This is a genomic window from Chloroflexota bacterium (assembly GCA_013152435.1).
GTDB lineage: Bacteria > Chloroflexota > Anaerolineae > DUEN01 > DUEN01 > DUEN01.
Map to the genome: position 1 here is coordinate 94,490 of JAADGJ010000106.1, position 21,240 is coordinate 115,729.

The 21,240-nt window shown below is 65.9% G+C and carries 16 protein-coding genes and 1 riboswitch; of the genes, 10 read left to right on the forward strand and 6 right to left on the reverse strand.

What is annotated here, in order from left to right; all coding sequences use genetic code 11:
* Positions 1-4 precede the first annotated feature (4 nt).
* The 3 genes from GXP39_15180 to GXP39_15190 form a co-directional block, all read right to left on the reverse strand.
* Positions 5-670 carry a hypothetical protein gene (locus GXP39_15180; protein NOZ29376.1) on the reverse strand — a complete coding sequence of 222 codons (666 nt, stop codon included), beginning with the start codon at positions 668-670 and terminating at the stop codon, positions 5-7.
* A gap of 48 nt (positions 671-718) precedes the next feature.
* Positions 719-1,660 (reverse strand): EamA family transporter, encoded by a 942-nt coding sequence (locus tag GXP39_15185; GenBank protein NOZ29377.1) that lies wholly within the window; start codon positions 1,658-1,660, stop codon positions 719-721.
* Between the two features lie 106 nt (positions 1,661-1,766).
* Entirely contained in the window at positions 1,767-3,179 is a 1,413-nt protein-coding gene (locus GXP39_15190; GenBank protein ID NOZ29378.1) for a hypothetical protein, read from the reverse strand.
* Positions 3,180-3,330: 151 nt separating this feature from the next.
* On the opposite strand from GXP39_15190, the gene GXP39_15195 reads away from it, so the two are divergent.
* Both GXP39_15195 and GXP39_15200 read left to right on the forward strand, forming a co-directional pair.
* Positions 3,331-5,040, forward strand: coding sequence for a hypothetical protein (locus tag GXP39_15195; protein ID NOZ29379.1), 1,710 nt, complete (start codon positions 3,331-3,333; stop codon positions 5,038-5,040).
* A gap of 345 nt (positions 5,041-5,385) precedes the next feature.
* The gene (locus GXP39_15200; protein ID NOZ29380.1) at positions 5,386-7,848 is read left to right on the forward strand and encodes a cyclic nucleotide-binding domain-containing protein; all 2,463 of its coding nucleotides are present in this window, start codon (positions 5,386-5,388) and stop codon (positions 7,846-7,848) included.
* A gap of 410 nt (positions 7,849-8,258) precedes the next feature.
* On the opposite strand, the gene GXP39_15205 is transcribed toward GXP39_15200, so the two are convergent.
* Positions 8,259-9,161: a DUF4349 domain-containing protein gene (locus tag GXP39_15205; protein ID NOZ29381.1), complete on the reverse strand. Its 903-nt coding sequence runs from the start codon at positions 9,159-9,161 to the stop codon at positions 8,259-8,261.
* A 79-nt stretch (positions 9,162-9,240) separates the two neighbouring features.
* The gene (locus GXP39_15210) at positions 9,241-9,996 is read right to left on the reverse strand and encodes a metallophosphoesterase family protein (GenBank protein ID NOZ29382.1); all 756 of its coding nucleotides are present in this window, start codon (positions 9,994-9,996) and stop codon (positions 9,241-9,243) included.
* A 158-nt stretch (positions 9,997-10,154) separates the two neighbouring features.
* On the opposite strand from GXP39_15210, the gene GXP39_15215 reads away from it, so the two are divergent.
* The 8 genes from GXP39_15215 (at position 10,155) to GXP39_15250 (ending at position 20,269) form a co-directional block, all read left to right on the forward strand.
* Positions 10,155-11,129 (forward strand): GNAT family N-acetyltransferase, encoded by a 975-nt coding sequence (locus tag GXP39_15215; protein ID NOZ29383.1) that lies wholly within the window; start codon positions 10,155-10,157, stop codon positions 11,127-11,129.
* Between the two features lie 551 nt (positions 11,130-11,680).
* Positions 11,681-12,943: a transcription termination factor Rho gene (locus tag GXP39_15220; protein ID NOZ29384.1), complete on the forward strand. Its 1,263-nt coding sequence runs from the start codon at positions 11,681-11,683 to the stop codon at positions 12,941-12,943.
* 103 nt (positions 12,944-13,046) lie between these two features.
* Positions 13,047-13,197: riboswitch (cobalamin riboswitch) on the forward strand.
* Positions 13,198-13,547: 350 nt separating this feature from the next.
* Positions 13,548-14,567, forward strand: coding sequence for a hypothetical protein (locus tag GXP39_15225; protein ID NOZ29385.1), 1,020 nt, complete (start codon positions 13,548-13,550; stop codon positions 14,565-14,567).
* Positions 14,568-14,570: 3 nt separating this feature from the next.
* Positions 14,571-15,152 (forward strand): PEP-CTERM sorting domain-containing protein, encoded by a 582-nt coding sequence (locus tag GXP39_15230; protein ID NOZ29386.1) that lies wholly within the window; start codon positions 14,571-14,573, stop codon positions 15,150-15,152.
* Between the two features lie 19 nt (positions 15,153-15,171).
* A complete protein-coding gene (locus GXP39_15235) occupies positions 15,172-16,449 on the forward strand; it encodes a hypothetical protein (protein ID NOZ29387.1) in 1,278 nt (425 codons plus the stop codon).
* Positions 16,450-16,475: 26 nt separating this feature from the next.
* On the forward strand, positions 16,476-17,609 hold the full coding sequence (locus tag GXP39_15240) for an energy-coupling factor transporter transmembrane protein EcfT (GenBank protein NOZ29388.1): 1,134 nt from the start codon (positions 16,476-16,478) through the stop codon (positions 17,607-17,609).
* A gap of 30 nt (positions 17,610-17,639) precedes the next feature.
* A complete protein-coding gene (locus tag GXP39_15245; GenBank protein NOZ29389.1) occupies positions 17,640-19,292 on the forward strand; it encodes an ABC transporter ATP-binding protein in 1,653 nt (550 codons plus the stop codon).
* Complete coding sequence (locus GXP39_15250) at positions 19,289-20,269, forward strand: ECF transporter S component (protein ID NOZ29390.1); 981 nt, start codon at positions 19,289-19,291, stop codon at positions 20,267-20,269. The genes GXP39_15245 and GXP39_15250 overlap by 4 nt, the downstream gene beginning before the upstream one ends.
* Here GXP39_15250 and GXP39_15255 read toward each other — a convergent pair.
* Positions 20,156-21,160, reverse strand: a complete 1,005-nt coding sequence (locus tag GXP39_15255; protein NOZ29391.1) for an asparaginase — start codon at positions 21,158-21,160, stop codon at positions 20,156-20,158. The two genes, GXP39_15250 and GXP39_15255, sit on opposite strands and share 114 nt — an antisense overlap.
* Positions 21,161-21,240: the final 80 nt, after the last annotated feature.

Genomic DNA, 21,240 nt, shown 5'->3' on the forward strand with positions numbered 1-21,240 from the left:
GCCGTCACTCACCGCTCGGGGAATCCGCGTCGCAGAGGATATCCTCCCATACGCGCCGACGCTCCTCCTCGCTATCAAAGGACAGGTAGATCGTCTCCGGGCGTTTCTCGCCCCGGTAGGTGATGCGCAAAGCCGGACGCCGCCGGGTCCCGAAGACCAGATCTCCCCATTCCAACGAGATCACCTGCCGCGGCAGGAAGAAGATGTACCACATGCCCACCTCGTGGCCAGGCCAGCGCCCGATGCCGAGAAACCGGGACTTGGGCACATAGGCGATCACGGCATGCTCGCGGGTGGCGAAGGTGCGAAAGAACGCCTGCAGATCGGCGAAGAACCGGCGGCGCCCCTCGACCTCGAAGTGCCCCGTAGCGCGGATCGCGATCTTATCCTCGGGCGACAGCTTCTCTCCCCTTTGCGGGGGCGTCTGAGCGTCAGAGGGGGTAAACCGGACGTATGCGGCGCGGCGGGCCCACACTTGAAAGGCGATCAATCCCACCAACAGGAGGGCGGCCACCACCGCCACCCATCGCCCACCGGGTAGCCATCCCCAGGCCCATAGCAGGCCGACGAGGAACAGACAGATCCCCAGCCAGCGATCCAACGCGCGGCCGCTGACCTCGTGTCGATGCAGCTGATAGGCGAACCTGAGCAGACGACTATCCAGGCCCACGCGCATCCTCACACAGAGGGTATGACACGCCCCCCAATCCCCAGTGCCTCACGAGCGCGTACCGCCGTTGCGCTGCGCGAGGGTCAAGCCGGTCAGGATGATCACGCCGCCAATAGCCTGCAAAATACCGAACGGCTCCCGCAACACGGCCCACGACAACAGGCTGGCCACCACGGGAACGCCATTGGAGTAGATGGCCGTACGCGCGTTGCCGATGCGCTGCACAGCGGTGAACCAGATGAGATAGGCGACGACAATGGAGAACACGGCGGAGTAAGCCAGCCCGGCCCACGCAGCCGGGCCCACGGATGCCCAGGACTGCGAGACCAATCCTGGGAAGGCCAACACGACCAACACAGCCGTCCCGGGGACCATGGTGATGGCGGTCAGATGCAGGGGGGTATATCGCACGAGCATCCGCTTGCTGGCCACCGTGTACACGGCCCACGTCACCGCCGCGCCCAGCATGAGCAGATCCCCCAGCAGATGGGCCGTGTCCAGGCTGATCTTCCCGCCCCCTCCCATGATCACCAGCACGATTCCCAAAAACGAGAGCAGGATGCCCGCCCAGCGCTGCAGCGTCACACGCTCTATCCTCAAGACCACGCTGAAGAGCGCCACGAAGACGGGGACAGTCGACATCAAGATGGACGCGTTGGCGGCCGTTGTGTGGGCCAGCCCCTGGATGAAGAACACCTGATACAAGCCATGTCCCACGACGCCGATGGCGATCACGCGCCAGACATCACCTCGTGCCACCCTCAACGGATGGCGTTGCCACCGCAGAATGCCGATAAGCAACGTCGTGGCGATCAGGAAACGCAACGCGTTGAAGGTCAACGGGGGCAGAGAGCGCAGGGTAACCTTCACGATGCTGAAGTTCGCCCCCCAGACGAACACCATGCCGGCCAGCAACAGCTCCGTCTGATGCGCGGCCACCCCCTGCCACCACGCGTTCGGTTTATAACGGCTGTCCGTTCGCAATGTCATGAGCGTTGCACCCGCACAAAGAATCGGCCGATTATATCACCGGGGACAGGGATTCCCAAAAGGGCTCCCCGGCGGCGGCGATCTTTGACCCCAGGCAGGGCCGATGCTATGATGATTCCTCGGAAGGGGCCGCCAGCGCGCCCACGGCGAGGAAGGCCAGGATATACCCCAGGTAGTTCTCGTTGAGGAAGCGAGATGCGAAGAGGAACCCCATGAGGAGCACGCCGTATCCCCAGCAGGCCGTATCCAGCCGATTGTACCGCATCTGCTGGCGCAGGGTAAGGGCCAAAAGCGGGACGGCGATCAAAAGCTCGGGGATCCAGAACGGCCAGTAGCTGAGCCGGCTCTCCACCAGGCCCAACGCCAGCACGAAATTCGCCAGCCCCCAGCCTCGGATCTGATAGGGGACCTCGGCTGTGCCGCTGGACCAGCGCCACACATCATCGATCAGGGCGTTCACGTCCCATATGAGATAAGGGATCAGGAGCACCAGGAAGACGAGGATAGCCGGCACGGCGCGGCGCAACACAGGGCCGATCTGGCCGGGCAGATCCCGCCACTCGATCGAGGGGACATCGGTCAAAAGCAGCGCGTAGAAGGGGGCCATGAACCAGGCCGTGGGCTTGGAGGCACAGGCCAGGCCATAGGCCACGGCGGAGGCCGCCCACCACCGCCGACGAGCGGACGGGTGCTCCCGGCCACGCTGCCATAACCACAGGCTGAGCACGATCCAGAACAGGATGAACGAGTCGTTCTGGCCGAAGATCACATCGGACGCCATGATGGGGTTCAGGCCGATCAGCATGACCAGCATCAGACGGCGCTGGGGGCTCCGGGCGAGACGGGGCACAAGCGCCAGGGTCAGAGCGAACAACAGGAGGTATACGAATCGCTGATCGTACCACCCCAGCACGGCCTGGCTGAGCAGGTAGAACGGCGTGGAGAACACGAACGTCCAGGGCAGATAGGGGAAATGATACAGCGCCGTCCGGAAGTCAATGCCCCACTCGGCCATGGGGGTGTTCAGATAATCCTCGACATAGGGATTCTTCCCCTCCAGGAAGAACTGAATGACGGCCTCCGTCTGAATGACGCCGCCGTCATGGGTGTAACTGGCCGGGCCAGACTGTTGGCGCAGCAGGATGAGCTTCCCGGTAGGCGCGAAGACGATCACCAAAATGATCGCCCAGATCAACGCCAACTTGATCCGGTAGGTCGTCGCCGGCCCCAGGCGATCGGCGATCTCGTTGACGACCAGGTAGAGGACCAGCCCGGTGAAGGCCAGGCTGATCAAGACCAGCGACAAGGGATCGGTCAGCCAGTCGGCCAGCAACTCCATCCCCTTCGGGGAGAGGATATGCCCTAAGACCGGATGCCTTGCCACATCCTGGTGGCGCGTGGGCAACACGAGATCCGCCAGCGTGTCGATGCGCACGCGGGCGATCAGCAAGAGCGCCAGGAGGAGTGCATCCAGCCTGCGCGGCGATGGGATAGCAGGAGTCGGCCCTCGCTCGTTCATGGCGTACCTCACACGGAAAGATCGCCGCATTATAGCGTAAGGCTCCCCAGGGCCGCAATTACGTGGGTCGTCGATTCCCACACGCCCGGCCAGGCCCCGGCGCTCCAGGAGCGAACACAACCATCCCGATGAAAGTGAGGAGTGATCCACCGTGCGCGGCGCCGTAACCCTTGTGGTGGTGACCCTGATGCTCGCCGGAGTGGCGATCGGCGCTTACGTGGCCACCGACCGGCTTCTGGCATCCGCATACGCGCCCCGGCCTCCCCTGGTCAGCCTAGACCTGGAGCCGGGCGAGAACGGCCCTCCTCTGGCCAAACGCCTGGTGGTCGTCGTGGTGGATGGCTGGCGCAGCGATACGCTCTCCGCCATGCCATTTACCGATGAGCTGTGGGCGAGAAGCGCCAGCGCCGTGCTGCGCCTGACGCCGCCCGCCAACGCCACGGCGGGCTGGTACACCCTCCTCACCGGCGCCACACCCGAGCTGCTGGGCATGCCCCTGCTCCCCAGCGCCGACTGGCCCGGCCCGCCGCTCCCGCCGGGATCCCTGCTGGCCATGGCGGTGGCAGCCGGGCGCCCCTGTGCGATCGCGGACCACGCGACGTGGCAATCCCGCTATCCGGGCGACTGGTGCGCAGCCCGCCTGTTCGTCCCAGGGGAGAGCGCCACCGCCGACGCCCAGATCGCCGCAGGCGCCCAGGACATGGAGCAGGGCCAGCCAGCGCTGATGCTCGTCCACTTCCGCCACCTGGCCGACATGGGGCGACGCTACGGGGCGACAGGCACTCGCTACCGGCAGGCCGCCCAAACGCTGGATGCCATGATCCGCCAGGTCGTGGAGCCGGCCCTGGCGAATGGGGCCGCGGTGGCGGTGATCGGGAGCCACGGGCTGAGCGACGGGGGGAGGATCGGCGGGGCGGAGGCGGCGATCACACAAGTGCCCTTCTTCCTGATGGGGCCGGGAGTGGTCCCCGGCGGCTATGGCACCATCGACGACGTGGACGTTGCCCCTACCCTGGCTGCGCTCATCGGATTGCCCGCGCCCGCGCTGGCCCAGGGTCACGTGCGCTATGACATGCTCGCGGGCGACGCCCTATGGCAAACCGGGCGACAACTGCGCATGGCGACCCAACGTGTAAAGCTGGCGGAACGATACCTGGCCACCCTCGCCTCCCGACAAAACGCCCTGGCTGACCTCCCGCCGAGGATCGCTCAGGCGGAGACGTCGTTTCAGTCCGGAGACGCGGAGGCGGCCCGGCAATCGGCCAGCGGCGTGTTGAGGGAAGCCGACGAGGCGATGCGGGAGGGAAGGGCGAGGCGACTGGCAACCGCTCGCGAGATCCGGCTGGCGCTGGCCGCGATCGTCCTCCTCCTGTGGGAGCTCATCTGGCTGCTCTGGCAACGCCGTCGGATCCCGCGAGTGGCCGGGGCCGCGCTCCTCGGCGTTCTGGCCACCCATCTCGCGTTCTGGATCAGCGGTGGTCGCTACTCGCTATCGAGCGTGGGACAGGTGGAGGACTTCCTGATGGCCGCGCTGTGGCAGGCCGGGATAGGCACGATCGTGGCGGCCTGTATGCTGGCCATCTGGCGGATATGGCGCGCGGATCGCGACTCGAACGCGGCTCAAGAGCTCCTGGGAACGGCCTGGGCCATGATCGGCGCGTGGGCGATCCCGGTAGCCGTCGGCTATGGCCTGCACGGGGCGACGATCTCCTGGCACACCCCCAACGTCACCGCCCTCTTCTGGCATCTATGGGGGCTAACCCAGCTCTGGTCGATCCCCCTGTTCGCCATCCCCATCACATGGCTGTTCGCCCTGGGAAGCGTCCTGACGCGGCGCGCATCACTCCGAGATGAGGGGTGACGGATGGGAGGTGGCATCCGGCCATCAGCAATTGATACCATCAGAACGTGTCTGAAAAACACACCACGAAGCCACGAAGACACCAAGAAGAGCATAAAAATATCGAGGTTGCTTCTTACACTCGTGGGCTCTCCATAGTGCACTTCCGCCTTCTCTATCTTAGGGTCTCAGTGCCTTAGTGGTTCCCATCGCATTTTTCGGACACACTCTCAGAGGAGCGGCCTCCCCTCCCCGGCCTTTGAAAAAGCCCTGTTAACGCCCAAACAACGCTTCTCTCCCGCACCCAATTGTGGTACAATTAAATGGATAAACGAGCCGCTTTGAACCCAAACGGCGGTGCCACGTATGGACACAGAACAGATCCTGGAACGCCTGAAGGGCTTCCGCCTCTTTCAGGGCCTCCCGGACGAGGTGCTGCAGGAGATCGCCGAGGTCGGGGAGGTGGTCAAGGAAGCCGGCGGGCGACGCCTGTTCACACAAGGAGATCCCGCCCTTGCGGCGTTCTTCCTCCTGGACGGTGAGGTGGTCGTCTGGAGGATGGACCCGGGAGGCAGGGAGATCTTCCGCCGCACGGTGAGGGCCGGCCAGGCCTTCGGCTTCCGCAGCCTCCTGAAGGGGGATGTGCGGCTCTCCACGGCGGAGACGGTGCGCCCCAGCACATTGCTACGCCTGCCAGCCTCTGATTTCGCCCGTCTGCAGGCGAAATACCCGGAGATCGTCGAGCGGCTGCTGAGACCGGACATCGTGCGCCGGCTGCGCGCCATGCCGCTCCTGGGCAGCCTGACAGACGAACAATTGCGCTGGGTCGTGGACCTGTTCGAGCGCCTGGACGCGGAGCCCGGCGAGATGATCCTTTCCCCTCCCCGAAGCACGACCAAGGTCGGCCCCTCCTCCACAGACCGACGCCCCCCACAGCTGGCCCTCTACCTGATCGACCAGGGGCAGGTCGCGATCCATGGGAGGGCGGCCGGACACATGGTGCTCACAGCCGGGCACTACTTCGGCAGCCACAGAGCGCTGGGGGTGCGCTACGCCCAGACGGCTCGGGCCGTCACGAGGGCCACCCTCTATGGCCTGACCCATGAGGACTTCGACTGGCTGCGTTCTGCCTTCCCGGGCGTGCAGGAGATCCTGAATCGGCCGCCAGATATCATCCGGCGCCTGCACGAGGTGAGGCTGTTCTCTCGGCTGTCCCCCGCGGAGCTGGAGGCTCTGGCTGGATATGTGTGCTGGGACCACTATCCGGCCTACAGAACGGTGACGCAGCAGGGCGATCCCGGCGACGCGTTCTACATCCTCGACCGCGGGGAGGCGGTCCTGCGCGTGGCGGACGAGGACGGGCGAGAGCAGCTGCGCAACTACCTGGTCGAGGGCAACGCCTTCGGCGAGACCTCGCTGATCCTGAAGGACACCCGCGATGCCACCGTGGAGTCGCTCACGCCGACCGATTGGCTGGTCCTCCACCACGACGACTTCAGGCGCTTCCTGGAGGGACATCCGGACGCGGAGCGGAAGCTGGTCCTCCGTGAGGAGACGAGGGAGAAGATCCGACACAGAGCGAAGATGCGCGAGGAGGGGGAGGAGACCATACTGTTCCGCACCAGGCGTCACTGGTGGTCCCTCGTCAAGCGGATCGCGTTCGCCTCGTTGATCTTCGTCGGCCTGCTGATCCTCCTGGGCGTCGCCTTCGGGCTACACGCGGAGCCCGCATTCGAGCTGGCCGTCCTCCTGGGGACGATCATTCTGCTGGGCTACATCATCTGGCATGTCATCGACTGGAACAACGACTGGCTGATCGTCACCACGCGGCGGATCATCCACCAGGAGCGCGTGATCCTGGTCTCGGAACGTCGCATTGGCGCCCCGCTGGAGAAGATCCAGGACATCAGCGTGATCCGATACCTGTGGGCGAACCTGCTGGGATACGGGCATCTCATCATCCAGACCGCGGCCACAGAGGGCCGGATCGAATTCCGCTATGTGCCTAACCCGGAGGCGATACGGGAGCTGATCCAGGAGCGCAGGGCGCGAGCCCTCGCCGGGGCCAGGGCGGCGGGTTGGAAGCGCATCCGCCGTGAGCTGGAGGAGCGATTGGATCTGGGGATCCCGCCGGTGACGCCCTCCTCGGCCATACCACAGGAGCCGCCATCGTCTGAGGAGCAGCCTCAGAGAAAGCCCTGGTGGCGCCGGTGGCGCCCGCGACTCCGCATCTTCGCCGTGCGCGAGGAGGTGGGGGACCAGGTCATCTGGCGCAAGCATCCGGTGAACCTGCTTATGAGGATCTCCCGGCCGCTGATCACGCTGATCGCCGTGTCCGTGGTGGGCTGGCTTCTGTATCGCTTCGGGGGGATGCTGCCCATCGGCCAGTCCATGGCGGGGCTGTGGTTTGGGGTGATCCTGCTGGAGATGCTGGCGGCGATGTGGCTGCTGTGGGAATACGAGGACTGGCGCAATGACCAGTACATCGTGACCAGCGACCGCATCATCGACATCGAGAGGAAGCCCCTCTTCTTCGCCGAGGATCGGCGGGAGGCCGGCCTGGGCATGATCCAAAACGTCACGTCGGACATCCCCAATCCGATCGCCTACATCCTGGGATACGGGAACGTCACCATCGAGACGGCCGCCGAGATGGGCATGTTCGACTTCGTCTTCGTCCCCAACCCTCGTGAGGTGCAGGCGGAGATCCTGCGCCGGGTGGAGGCATTCCGGGCGCGACAGGCGGCCCGAGAACGCGCACAACGGCACGCAGAGATGGCCGCCTGGTTCGAGATGTACAATCAACTGCAACGCGAGCAGCCCGGGTAAATCAGAGCCCCTCCGGGAACATTCACCCTTCTGCCCCCACCCGCTCGAGCCCGGCCGGAACTCTCAGAGCGCGTCTGAAAATTTACCGGCAAGATGTCTGAGGGGTCTCCCTCAACGACCAGCTCCACAGGGGGAAGTGTGGAGGGGAGGTCCCCTCCACGAAAATCCCACTTTTCCGGCCTGTACCTGCCTCTCTCGGCCCTTCCCGAAGGACTCAGGCCGAGGCCAGGCAGGTCGAAGGCAGAAGCAACGGCATTTCTCAGACACACTCTTAGGGTCTTAGTGCCTTGGTGGTTCCTATCGCACTTTTCAGACACACGCTCAGCATCGCCATCTTCCACCACACCCCCCCCGAAACGGCCACGAAAAAAGCCCCGCCGGCCGGCGGGGCTTCGTTATGGAACCCAACGCTATCGCTGGCGCCGTCGCCGGAGCCAATGGATCAGCAAGAGCAACAACACGAATGGGATGGCGATCAGGGTCAAGATGGGCACAACGAACACGACAATCCAGATGATCAAATCGACCAGGCGCTCCAACGCGCGAACCAGCGCGCGGAACGCGCTACGTAAGGTCTGTAAAGGGCGCCAGCCGGGCTCGATCACCGGCTGGGAGAGCGCGTCCGGGATCAGCTCGATGGTGATGGTGGCCAACGCCACCAAATTGTCCAGATATTGCTGACGTCCCTTCAGCCGCTCGATCTCCTCCCGCACCTCCGTCAGGCGGCGATGGACGCTCAGGATATCCTCCGCGGTGGCGTTGGGCCGCTCTCGAACCTCTCGCAGCAAAGCCAGGAGCTCCTGCTCCGTGGCCTCCAGGTTGCGCAATCGACTCTCGATGTCAGTGTACTCCGCCGTCACGTCCTCGGTGGAAGTCTGCTCATGCTCCACCCGCACGGCCATGTCCTTGATCTGCTCCAACACGCGGTCCAGCTCGGATACCGGCACGCGCACGGTCACGCTGGCCTGCATCTGCTCGCCGACGCGGTAGGCGTTGGACTCGGAAACGTATCCGCCCACTTCCTCGACCAATCGGCGGATCTCCTCCATGGCCGCCATGGTGTCCTGAACGATGAGACTCAGGCTGGCGCGCCTGACGATCATGCGAGGCATAGGGCCCAGATCCTGGCCCGACGCGGCCGTCTTCTCGGCGATCATCTCGCCTTCGGCCACCATCGCACCACCGGCCGGGGCCGCGGGCGAGGCCTCTTGCACAGCCGGGGCCGGCGCCCGGAATCTCTCAACCTCCCGGGAAGACGCGCAGGAGATCAACAAGAAAAGGGCTACGCCCAACAGCAGAATCGCGCGTCTCATGATCCCCTCCTGTTCGCCGCACGGATCGAAAGCGACAAGATCACGCTTCAGAGACGCCGCGCCCGGTCGCCAGGTTCCCTCACCAGCCATAGGACAGGCGGGCGATCAACCGCTCGGGCAGCCCGGCCTCGCGCATCTTCGCCTGGGTGAGCTCAATGGGATACGGCAATCGGCGATAGAGCCAGATGTCGTCTTCCGTGTCCAGCAACGCATAGCTGGCCCGGGGGTCGCTATCCCGTGGCTGCCCCACGCTGCCGGGGTTCAAGATCAACCGATGGGGGCCCTCCAACCGGATGAACTGGTCCTGGGCGGGGATCAACGCCTGGCAACGCTGGCCTTCCTCCTCTCCCTCGGCCAGCCGGTAGATCACGGGAACATGCGTATGTCCCACCAGGCAATAGGGGGTGGAGAAGTAAGCGAAGTTGCTCTGAGCGATACTGGGGGTGAGGATATACTCCCAAATCGGTCCCCGGGGGCTGCCATGGGTGATCGTATACCGCCCGAGCACCTGAGGATCATCTGGAAGCCCCTCCAGCCATACCCGATGACGGGCGGTCAGCTCCGCCCGGGTCCACTCCACCGCGCGGCGGGCCTCCGGGTTGAAATCGTCCACGCTCAAGCGCTCCAGGGCCGCCCAATCGTGATTGCCCGCCACACACACGAGCCTGCCGGGGAGGTTTCCCAAACGCTCGATGCACTCGTTGGGGTCCGGCCCGTAGCCGACGATGTCGCCCAGGCACCAAGTCTCATCATAGCCCAGCTCCTGAGCATCCGCCAACACGGCCTCCAGGGCAGCCAGATTCGCATGGATATCGGACAGGACCAGCACGCGCATGGACACCCTCCACGACGTAAAGTAAGGAGATCATACCACAACCCCAGCCGATCTGCCAGGTGTTTTCAGCAGCGAGCTTGAGAAAGCCCCGTATGGCCCCCTAGGGCGCTTGCCAGACCGGCCGAGTGGCGCGAGAATGGGGTAGGAGGGCGCGTCGTATGCAGTCAGCCAATTTCTGTCCGCAATGCGGAACCCGCCTGGAGAGACGGGAGGTCGGCGATCGCGTTCGCCCGGTATGTCCCGCCTGTGGCTTCATCTATTACATGAACCCGGTGGTGGCCGCCGGGACCCTGGTGGAACAGGACGGGCGCATCGTCCTGGTCCGACGCGGGGTGGAGCCGGGGAAGGGGCTGTGGGGGCTCCCAGCGGGCTACGTGGAGGCCGATGAGAGCGCCGAAGAGGCGGCTATCCGGGAGACCCGGGAGGAAAGCGGGCTGGAGGTGGAGCTGGACGGGCTGATCGGCGTGTACTCGTTCGGCAAGGATACCGGATCACGGGGCGTGTTGATCCTCTACGCCGCGCACGTGGTGGGCGGGACGCTCCATGCGGGAGACGATGCGACCGAGGTGGCCTGGTTCGCGCCGGACTCGCTCCCACCGGATGACCAGATCGCGTTCTGGACCCACCGACAGGCGCTGCGCGAATGGCAACGAGCCCGGGCGATCCGCTACAAGCTGGCCACGCCCGAGCAAGCTGCCGCCGTGCGGCAGCTCAAGCAGATGTACGACGCATCCGAACGTGAACTCCTGGTGAACGAGTCCATGCCCGATGGAGCGCTGATCGTGGCGCTGGACCGGGACGAGGTGGTCGGATACGTGGACGTGGTCATCGGGCGATCGGAGCATCAGGCCTGGCTCCGTCGCGTGTTCGTCCTGCCCAACCATCGCCGGTGGGGCATCGGAACACGGCTCATCGAGCGAGCCATCGCATTTGCCCGGGAGCACAAGATCTCACGCCTGCTGGCGGAGGTAGATCCGGGGAACGTGGGCATCGGCGCCTATCTGAAAGCGGGGTTTCGCGCTTGTGGCTTTCTCGATCCTCCCTGCCCGCAGAATGGCGCCCATCTGTGCGGCCCCGTGCTGATCCTGGCCCATGACCTCTCCTCTGACGAGGGCGAGGACACGCGCCCTTAGCCCGGCACCACCCACGCTCACGCCTCCGCCTTCACAGGGCCGCCGATCCGCCGGTCCCCGCCCGAGCCCGGCCTGGGTCACCATCTTCTCCCACATTGCATTATGTGCGAAATCACCGATCCTTTACAGTATAGGATAAATGAACGCATTGTTGACCTTCCAACCGCATTTGACGGCGCTGTATATGGGTGCTATAATGGTAATGCCGTCCACCGCCTGGGGAGCGGGTTGCCTACGGGCCCCGCATAGGTGTCCCACGATATCTGGCGTGTGCGAGCCGGGGCGTATAGATGAGTTGCCCCTGACCGCTGTCGCTCCGACCTCGCCGGACTAAGCTCCCCTCTATTGGCGTTATTCCCAGCTCGAAATCTGATCGTTTATGCCTGATCGCTGAGATATGGCTATCGTTACCATATCTCGCAGCTTCGGTCACTAAAGACTCATAGACGAGCGCGACGCGAGGGCTCGGAGCCTCTGGTGTCTAGAGTCGCGTCCGCGCGTGTATTGGGCAGGGATCGGACATCTACTCAGTCTGATTATCGCAGAGAGGTATGGAAGTGAACATCGTAGAATTGGAAACTCGGACACTGGACGAACTGCAAGAGATGGCCCGGGAGATGGGGATCACCGGCTACACTCGTCTGAAGAAGTATGATCTCATCATGCGCCTGCTGCGGGCCAACGCGGAACAGCAAGGATACATCTTCGGCGGCGGAGTATTGGAGATCGTCTCCGACGGCATCGGCTTCCTGCGCTCGGACCATCTCCTGCCCGGCCCGGAGGATGTATACGTCTCGCAATCGCAGATCCGCCGCTTTGGCCTGCGCACGGGGGACTTCGTGGTGGGGCAGGTGCGTCCCCCGAAGGAGACGGAGAAATACTACGGCCTGCTGAAGGTCGAGGCGGTCAACGGGCTCGATCCGGAGGTCTCCAAGCAACGCCCGCAATTCGAGCGGCTGACGCCCATCTTCCCCAATCAGCAGCTCAAGCTGGAGACCGAATCCAACATCCTGGCGACCCGCCTGATCGATCTGATCGCGCCGATCGGCCGGGGACAGCGCGGCCTCATCGTATCACCGCCCAAGGCAGGGAAGACCACCATCCTCAAGCGCATCGCCAACGGCATCACCACGAACTACAACGATATCCACCTCATGGTGGTCCTCATCGGCGAGCGTCCGGAGGAGGTCACGGACATGGATCGCTCGGTACAGGCCGAGGTGGTCAGCTCCACCTTCGACGAGCCGGTCCAGAATCACGTCCGGGTGGCGGAGATGGCTCTGGAGCGCGCCAAGCGCCTGGTGGAGATCAAGCGAGACGTCGTCATCCTGCTGGACTCGATCACCCGGCTGGCGCGAGCGTACAACCTGGTGGAGCCGCCCAGCGGCCGCACGCTCTCCGGCGGGATCGATCCGGCGGCGCTCTATCCGCCGAAGCGATTCTTCGGCGCCGCGCGCAACATCGAGGAGGGCGGCAGCCTGACCATCATCGCCACCTGTCTGGTGGACACCGGTAGCCGCATGGACGACGTCATCTACGAGGAGTTCAAGGGCACCGGCAACATGGAGCTCCACCTGAGCCGTCGCCTGGCGGAGCGCCGCATCTTCCCGGCCATCGACATCGAGCGGTCCGGCACACGCCGTGAGGAGCTCCTCCTGGATCAGGAGACGCTCAGCCGGGTGTGGACAATGCGTCGCATGCTGGACGCCCTGCGTCAGGCAGGCGAGGAGCCGATCATCCCCGTGCTGGAGCGCATGGCGCGCACCCGCAACAATCGCGAGTTCCTGGCCACACTGAACCGTGATCTCTCATGAGCCCACCGGCCGCCCGCCCTCGCGCCGTCATCCAGCCGACCGGCAGAGGCCATCCATCTGAGTTGACATCCCATCTCCACGGTGCTATACTCATGTCAACCGAATAACCCACGGCGGCAGAGGTACCCGACGCCCGGATGCTAGGGTCTAAGGGGGGAAGCCGGTGAGAGTCCGGCGCTGTCCCGCAACTGTAATCCTGCGCCCACCGCGGCAGCAGGAGAGCCAGGTCGCCCGCCTCTGCTGAAGTTCTCGGCCCACCTTCGAGCGAAAGGGGGGCGGGAGAGCGACAGAAGTCGCATTTCCAACCCCTTGTCGGCTCCGGCAAGGGGTTTGTAACGCTATGCGAGCTCCTCCGCCACGAAGGGTGGAGGAGCTTTTCTCATGTTGAGGGCGCCTCCGAGAGGCCCTGTCGCTCCCGCTACGGGGAGGCCCAGAGGAGCGAAGCCCCCCGGAGAGGGCTTCCCGCCGCCGTCGACCTGCCGGGCCTCGGCCAGGTCCCCGTGGAAAGGCCGAGAATGACAGGTGCGGGCTGGAAAAGAGGGGATGGCGCCGCGAGGAGACGCGAGTGGAAAAGGACGGCGTAACGCTAACGAGCGAGAATCGTATGGTGAAGCGATCATTTTGGTGGGTGGTCCTTGTCCTCGCCGCGCTGGGATGGAGCCTTCCAGTCAGCTCAGGCGAGGCGCCTCCGACCACGGCCTCCGTCCGACAGGCCGCGGTCGCCAGGGCGATCACCTGGCTGCACACCCAACAGCAGGCGGATGGCTCCTTTGGCGTGCTGACCAGCACCGCCGACGTCGTGTACGGGATCGCCCTGGCCGGCGAGGACCCGTCCGATCCCGCCTGGACGCCGGCGGGGCGCAGCCTGCTGGACGCGCTGAGGGCGCTCTCCCAGACACAGGCCACCAACGCCGGGCGCATAGGCAAAGCGCTCCGGGCGCTGGGCGCTGCCGGACAAACCACGACCGATCCCACCGTGTCGGCGCTGGTGACCAAATTGGACGCCCTTTATGACCCGTCCACCGGCCTGTATAACCCAACGCAGGGATTCTACCACGCACTGGCCGTGGAGGGGCTGGCACGGGTCGGGGCCTCTGTCCCGGCCGCGGCGATCCAGGCGCTGATCAGCCGCCAGAAGCCCGATGGTGGCTGGGGGTGGCAATTCGGCAAGCCCGAATCCGCCAGCGACGTGGATACCACCGGCCAGGTGATGCGGGCGTTGCGAGCCGCGGGCGTCCCGGCCGATCACCCGGCGATCACCAAAGCCGTAGCCTACCTGGCCGCCCGCCAACGGGAGGACGGCGGCTGGGCGTGGGGCGCGATCGCGACCACCAGCGACGGGAATGCCACGGCGATGGCCCTGGCCGGGCTGATCGCGGCCGATGTGAACCCGCTCGCCCCACCCTTTGCCAACACTCCTCCGACCGCCTTGACCTTCCTTTTGAGATTGCAGCAGCCCTCGGGGGCCTTCGCATATCTGCCCGACCAGCCCCAGGACGACTTGCTGGCCACCCTGGACATCATCCCGGCCCTAAGCCCGGGCTGGCCCGGCGATCGCTCCCTTCCCATCCGGGTACTTCTGCCCGACATCATCCGGAACCCATCCATTTCATCAGGAGGATGAGAGATGCGCACACTGCCTCGTCATCGGATCTACCTCGTAGCCGCCCTCGTGCTGCTGTTGCTGGCGGTCAGCAGCCTGGCCGTCGGCGCGGCCGACGGGACCAAACGCGTCGGCCTCGTCATCCGATACAGCGACGGCTCCGTCCACACCGAGGTCGTCACGGTTCCAGCCGACGCGACCACCTTCGAAGTACTGCAAGCGGCCAACATCAATCTGGTCTGGTCGGACTCCGGCTTCGGCCCCGCCGTCTGCAAGATCGGGAACGACGGATGCCCCGCCGACAACTGCTTCTGCGACCCGGCGCACTTCTGGGGATACTGGCATCTGAACGCCGCCGGCACGGACTGGGAGAGCTCTACCGTCGGCGTGGCGGGATACACGCCCAACGACGGCGATGTGGAAGGGTTCGCCTGGACGGGGTTCGATGCGAATTACAACCCGGTGGTCAAGCCGCCCGTGTACACCTTCGCGGAGCTGCTGGCCATGGCCCAGGCGCCGGTCCAGATACCGGAGCCGACGACGCTGTTGCTGGTGGGAGGCGGCCTGGCCGGCCTGGTCGGATATGCGCGCCGCCGCCGGAGCTGAGGGATACAGGAGCGTGACCATGAACCGATCAAGAACCTCCCTTCACCCAACGATCCGGATCGGCGCGGTCGCGCTCCTGATCCTTTTCGTCTCCCTGGTCGCCGTCGGGCCGGCCGCCACCCAGGGGGCTCCCCACCGGGTGGGCCTGGTTGTGCAATTCCCCGACCGCACGGTCACCACTTGCGTGACCTTTGATGAGCCTGAGATCTCCGGATATGAGGTGCTGGCCCGCTCCGGCCTCAACTTCAACGCCGACCTCACGTCGAACATGGGGGCGGCCATCTGCAGCATCGAAGACGTGGGCTGCACATATCCCGTACAGGATTGCTTCTGCCAGTGTCAGGGGGGAGATTGCCTCTACTGGTCCTACTGGCACCTACGGGACGGGGAGTGGGAGTACTCCCAGCTTGGCGCGGGCAACTACACCGTGCGGGATGGCGACGTGGAGGGATGGCGCTGGGGACAGGGAGAGATCAACCTCTCGGCCCAACCGCCGCCCGTGTATACCTTCGACGAGCTTTGCGCCGCGCCCACACCGACGGACACCCCCGTCCCGGTGCAGATCACGTTCACCGCGGACGACCAGGAGATCGACGAGGGCCAATGCACATGGATCCGATGGCAAGTCCAGGGAGCCCAGCAGGTCTTCCTGGATGGCGAAGTGGTGAGCCCTTCGGGAAACCGCCAGGTCTGCCCGGCGGTCAGCACCAGCTATCGTTTGCAGATCCAACACGCGACGGGGGAGCTGGAGCGCCTGGTCAGCGTGAAGGTGCGGCCGTCGGCCACGCAGCCGACGCCCACCTTCACGACCGCCTTCCAGGGGACCTCTCCCCTGCCAACGCCCACACCCACCACGGCGCTTCACACCACTTCGCCCCTGCCGACGCCAACCGTCGCGCCCACGCCAACGCCTCCCCCCACCCCCACATTCACGCCGACGCCCACGGAGGAGGCAAGCCCGACCTCCGTAGCGGAGTCCAGCCCTACGCCAGCCGTGCCCACGCCAACGCCTCTCCCGGCGGAGAGCGAAGAGGTGGAGCCCCAGGCGACTCCCACGACCAAGACCATCACGACGATGCCGCTGTCGGCCGGCGGGGCGGAGGCGAGCCCCACCGCGCCCCCGGAGGAGGCGCAACCCACCCGCGGCGACACGACGGCCGGACAGCGACCGGAGGCCGTGAGCTCGCGGGTCACCCGGTCGGAGGTCCTCCGGCTGCTGGCCTTCGGGCTGGTGGGGATCTTCAGCGCGGCCGCGTTGGGAGCCGTCAGCCTGTTCCTGCGACGCCGCGAGGGATAAAGCCCCCGACAGGAGGGAACCCGATCTTGCCTGAACCCACCCGACGAACGCCTCGCTTCCACCCTTACACCTGGCTGGCCTGGCTGGCCGCAACCGCCGCGCCCGCGCTGCTCACGCGCAACCCGATCTACCTCAGCGTGCTGCTGCTGGCCGTCGGGTTGACCTACCGCACGCTGGCCCGGGAGCATCCGGAGCATCGCGGGTGGGAGTTCCTTATCCGGCTGGCGGTCCTCCTGTGGCTGTTCACGACCCTGTTCAACGCGCTGACCGTCCACGCCGGCGCCACCGTGATCTTCCGGCTGCCCACCCGCTGGCCCGTCATCGGCGGGCCGATCACCCTGGAAGCCGCGGCATACGGCCTGGCCAGTGGGCTCAGCCTGCTGACGATCCTGGTCACGTTCATCACGTTCCACATGGCGTTGGACCCCGGACGCCTGTTACGCCTGGTGCCCGCCGCCCTCTTCCAGGCCGGCGTGGTCACCGCCATCGCCATCACCTTTGTGCCACAGATGATCCGCTCGGTCCAGGAGATCAAGGAGGCGCAGGAGATACGCGGGCACCGCTTCCGCGGTGTGCGCGACCTGCTCCCCCTGTTCATCCCGCTGCTCACCACCGCACTGGAGCGCGCCATCCAATTGGCCGAATCCATGGAAGCGCGCGGCTTTGGCGCCTCCACGCGCCGTCGAGCGAATCGCACAGCCATCGGGGCGCTCACCCTCACGCTCCTGATTCTGCTGGCGTTTGGGCTCTTCGCATACGGGTACTGGCGCGCGTACCGATTCGAGTCCGGGCTTCTCATCTCCATCGCGCTGGGCGGACTGATCGGCATCTTCTGGGCGATCGGGCGCCAGGCGCCGCGCACGCGCTACCGCCGATGGCTCTGGCGCCCATGGGACACGCTGGTGACCACGGCCAGCCTGCTGGCCGCATCGGCGATCCTGGCCACGCGCCTCATCGACCACGCGGCGCTGATCTACTACCCCTATCCACCCTTCGGCCTGCAGCCCGACATCCGACCCTGGCTGTGCGCTCTGATGCTCGTGCCCGCGCTTCCCGCGGCGGTTATCGCATACGGCCGGCACAAGGCGGCCCGGCACGAGCGGTCCGGCGACACCCGCCGCCATCCGCTGCGAGATGTGGCCGATGGCGTGGCCGGGTAGCGCTTTCCACCACCGAGGCAGAGGAGCCCAATGATCACCTTCGACGAGGTCAGCTACCAATACCCTGACACCTCGCGGCCGGTGTTGCAGAACCTGTCCCTCCGCATCGAGGAGGGGGAGTTCCTCCTGGTCATCGGCCCGTCCGGCGCGGGGAAGTCCACTTTCCTGCGCTGCATCAACGGCCTGGTGCCCCACTTCTACGGTGGCCGGTTCAGCGGGCGGATACGCGTCGCCGAGCGGGACCCAGTGGCCGTGGGGCCCCACGGCATGAGCGATCTGGTGGGATTCGTTTTTCAGGACCCCGAGGCCCAGTTCGTGGTGGACACGGTGGAGGACGAGCTGGCCTTCGCCCCGGAGAACTTCGCCCTGCCGCAGAACCTCATGCGCAAGCGGGTGGAGGAGGTGCTGGACCAGCTGGACATCGCGCGGCTCCGATACCGTCGCGTGCATTCGCTCTCCGGCGGCGAGAGACAACGGGTGGCCATCGCCGCCGTGTTAACGTTGCAGCCGCGCATCCTGGTGCTGGACGAGCCCACCTCCCAGCTCGACCCGCAGGCGGCCGAGGAGGTGCTGATCGCCGTGCGCCAGCTCAACGAGGATCTGGGGCTCACGGTGATCCTATCCGAGCATCGGCTGGAGCGCGTGGTACAGTACGCCGATCGCGTGCTGTACCTTCCCGGCCAGGGCAGCCCTCCCATCCTGGGCGACCCGGAGGAGGTGTTGGCCCAGGTCGATCTGACCCCGCCGCTGGTCACGTTGGGAAAGGCCCTGGGCTGGCAGCCGCTGCCGCTCACCATCAAGGAGGGACGGCGCTTCGCCCGCCGCCTGGGCGCCCTGGGAGAGCACGCATCGCGGGCTGTCCCGCCTTCCGAGCGTAAGGACAGCCCCATCGTGGAGGCCGGAGGCGTCTGGCACACCTACGACACAACGCCCGCGCTGGCCGATGTCTCCCTGGATGTACGCCCGGGCGAGTTCGTCGCCGTGATGGGGCGAAACGGGTCCGGGAAGACGACGCTGCTCAAACACCTCGTAGGGCTGCTGAAGCCCCACCGAGGGCGGGTCGTGGTGGCCGGACTGGATACTCGCTACGTGGATACTCACGAATTGGCCAAGCGGGTGGGATACGTGCCGCAGCATCCGGACGCGCTGCTCTTCGCCGACACGGTCGCACAAGAGCTGGCCTTCACCCGGCGCAGCCAGGGAATGCCACAGGCCCCCGACGAAGATCTCCGGCTGTTGGAGCAACTGGGCCTGGGGAGCCTGGCGGACCGGTACCCCCGCGATCTGAGCAGCGGCGAGCGACAGCGGGTGGCATTGGCCGCCGTCCTGGTCGGAGATCCCTACGTCGTCCTCCTGGATGAGCCCACGCGAGGGCTGGACTACCCGCAAAAGGAGCGCCTTGTGGAGATCCTTCAGGCGCTGCGTGCGATGGGCAAGGCCATCATCATGGCCACCCACGATGTAGAGCTGGTCGCACGGTGCGCCGACCGGGTCGTCCTGATGGCTGAGGGGCAGATCATCGTGGACGGGCCGGCCCGGGAGGTGATGTCGGACTCGCTGGTATTCGCCTCCCAGGTCAACAAGCTGTTCCGGGATCCACGACTGGTCACGGTAGACGATGTGCTACAGGCGATCGAGCGGCGCCGGGCGGCCGAGCCAATCCCCCCGGAGATGGGACGATGAGCCGAACCCGCCGGGAGCGCTGGCTGAACGCCGGCATCCTCGTCGCCGCCACCCTGGTCGGCGTGATCGCCTTCCTGTCCCCCTTCTTTGCGACGCCGGAGCAGACCGCCGCGCAGTCGCCCATGGCCCACGCCCAGGATGCCCCCTTCGTGCTGGGCGTCCTGGTCATCATCTGCCTGGGCGCCGTGCTGGCCAACCTGACGGCTGGCGGCATGAGCGCCAAGACCACGGCCGTGCTGGGCGTGTTGACAGCCGTGAGCGCGGCCCTGCGGGCGTTGCCAGGGCCGCAGGGCTTCTCCGCCATCTTCTTCCTCCCCATCCTGGCCGGATACACCTACGGAGCGACGTTCGGATTCCTCCTGGGGACGTTGGCGCTCCTGACCTCGGCGCTCCTGGGCGGCGGCGTGGGGCCCTGGCTGCCCTATCAGATGTTCGCCTCCGGGTGGATGGGGCTTCTCAGCGCGGGGCTCCCCCGCCGATGGCTGCGCTCACGGCCTCGTCTGGAGGTCCTCATCCTGGCCATGTGGGGCTTCCTGCTGGGGCTGATCTTCGGGGCCATCATGAACCTGTGGTTCTGGCCGTTCCTCTTTCAGCCGGGCGAATCGGCGATCTACTGGCAGCCGGGCATGACGCTGGCCGAGACGGCGCGACGCTACGCCCTCTTCTATCTGGTCACCTCTCTGGGATGGGACCTGTGGCGAGCGATAGGCAACGCCGTCCTCATCCTGGTGTTCGGACGCCCCATCCTGCGGCTCCTGCGGCGCTTCCAGCGTCGCTTCCACTTCGACGTCGTCCCCACCATCGTCGGAGATCAGACGAGCGCGAGCCCGCCCGCAGCCGATCACTCCCTCCAGGCCCGCAGCCTATCCTACGGGCCACCCAACCATGGAAGGCCACATCTCCCGTATCCGCTCCAGATCGCCATCCGCCGCTCCCAGGGCCACCATGAGCGCGATGCGGGCCTTTGGCGCGTTTAGCTCCCCGGCGAAGAGGCACCCCCGTCGCCTGAGATCGCTGTAACACCCAGGGAAGCCGTACGGATCCCCCACGCGGCCCTGCGGCACTCGCGTCGCGATGACGACCGGCACACCCTGCCGCACGGCGTTCGTGATGGGCTCCAGCCAGGAGACGGGCACGCGGCCGCCCCCCATGGCCGCCAGCACGATCCCCTTTACCCCCCGTCCGATCAGATACTCGAACAGCTCCGGGGAGACGCCCGCCGCCAGCATCAGCAGGGCCACATCAGGCTCCAACCGCGGGCAGGACACCGGCCTCGGGGTGACCCGCTGAGCGATGTGAATCCCCACCGCGTCGACCACGCCCAGAGGGCCGAACTGTCCCGAGCGGAAGGTGGACAGCGCCTGCGTGTGCGTCTTCGTCACGTGACGGGCGGCGTGAATCGTATCGTCCAACACGACCAGGGTGCCCAGGCCGCGCGCCTCCGCCGAGGCGGCCACGCGAATGGCCGCGGCCAGATTCGCGGGGCCGTCGTAGGACAACTGCGAGGCGTGGCGCATGGCGCCGGTGAACACCACCGGCTTGGGGCTGTCCAGCGTCAGGTCACAAAGCGTGGCGGTCTCCTCCAGCGTGTCCGTGCCATGCGTCACCACCACGCCGTCCACATCGGGACGAGCCAGCAGCCCGGCTACAACCTCCCGGGCAGCCCACATGGTCTCTGGGGTCATGTGTGGGCCCGGGAGATTGCAGACGGCCGTGCTCTCCAACGTCACCGGCAGATCAGGCAGGAAGCGGATCAGATCCTCCGCCTCTAACGCGGGGACGCCGCCCCCCGCCTGGGGATCATAGCGCATGGCGATGGTGCCACCGGTGGTGACGATCGCCACATGAGGGGATTTCGTTCCTGTCATCGTATGCTCCTGGTCACGGTATGAAATGATCACGATGGGGGAGCTTGAGCAACCCTGCACGTAACCGTAGACGATCGTTT

What these genes read in the sequence shown, in the direction of transcription:
- GXP39_15200 (NOZ29380.1), top strand. Translation starts at nt 5,386, where the DNA reads ATGGACACAGAACAGATCCTGGAACGCCTGAAGGGCTTCCGCCTCTTT.
- GXP39_15230 (NOZ29386.1), top strand. Translation starts at nt 14,571, where the DNA reads ATGCGCACACTGCCTCGTCATCGGATCTACCTCGTAGCCGCCCTCGTG.
- GXP39_15250 (NOZ29390.1), top strand. Translation starts at nt 19,289, where the DNA reads ATGAGCCGAACCCGCCGGGAGCGCTGGCTGAACGCCGGCATCCTCGTC.
- GXP39_15185 (NOZ29377.1), bottom strand. Translation starts at nt 1,660, where the DNA reads ATGACATTGCGAACGGACAGCCGTTATAAACCGAACGCGTGGTGGCAG.
- GXP39_15225 (NOZ29385.1), top strand. Translation starts at nt 13,548, where the DNA reads ATGGTGAAGCGATCATTTTGGTGGGTGGTCCTTGTCCTCGCCGCGCTG.
- GXP39_15210 (NOZ29382.1), bottom strand. Translation starts at nt 9,996, where the DNA reads ATGCGCGTGCTGGTCCTGTCCGATATCCATGCGAATCTGGCTGCCCTG.
- GXP39_15205 (NOZ29381.1), bottom strand. Translation starts at nt 9,161, where the DNA reads ATGAGACGCGCGATTCTGCTGTTGGGCGTAGCCCTTTTCTTGTTGATC.
- GXP39_15190 (NOZ29378.1), bottom strand. Translation starts at nt 3,179, where the DNA reads ATGAACGAGCGAGGGCCGACTCCTGCTATCCCATCGCCGCGCAGGCTG.
- GXP39_15235 (NOZ29387.1), top strand. Translation starts at nt 15,172, where the DNA reads ATGAACCGATCAAGAACCTCCCTTCACCCAACGATCCGGATCGGCGCG.
- GXP39_15215 (NOZ29383.1), top strand. Translation starts at nt 10,155, where the DNA reads ATGCAGTCAGCCAATTTCTGTCCGCAATGCGGAACCCGCCTGGAGAGA.
- GXP39_15245 (NOZ29389.1), top strand. Translation starts at nt 17,640, where the DNA reads ATGATCACCTTCGACGAGGTCAGCTACCAATACCCTGACACCTCGCGG.
- GXP39_15220 (NOZ29384.1), top strand. Translation starts at nt 11,681, where the DNA reads ATGGAAGTGAACATCGTAGAATTGGAAACTCGGACACTGGACGAACTG.
- GXP39_15255 (NOZ29391.1), bottom strand. Translation starts at nt 21,160, where the DNA reads ATGACAGGAACGAAATCCCCTCATGTGGCGATCGTCACCACCGGTGGC.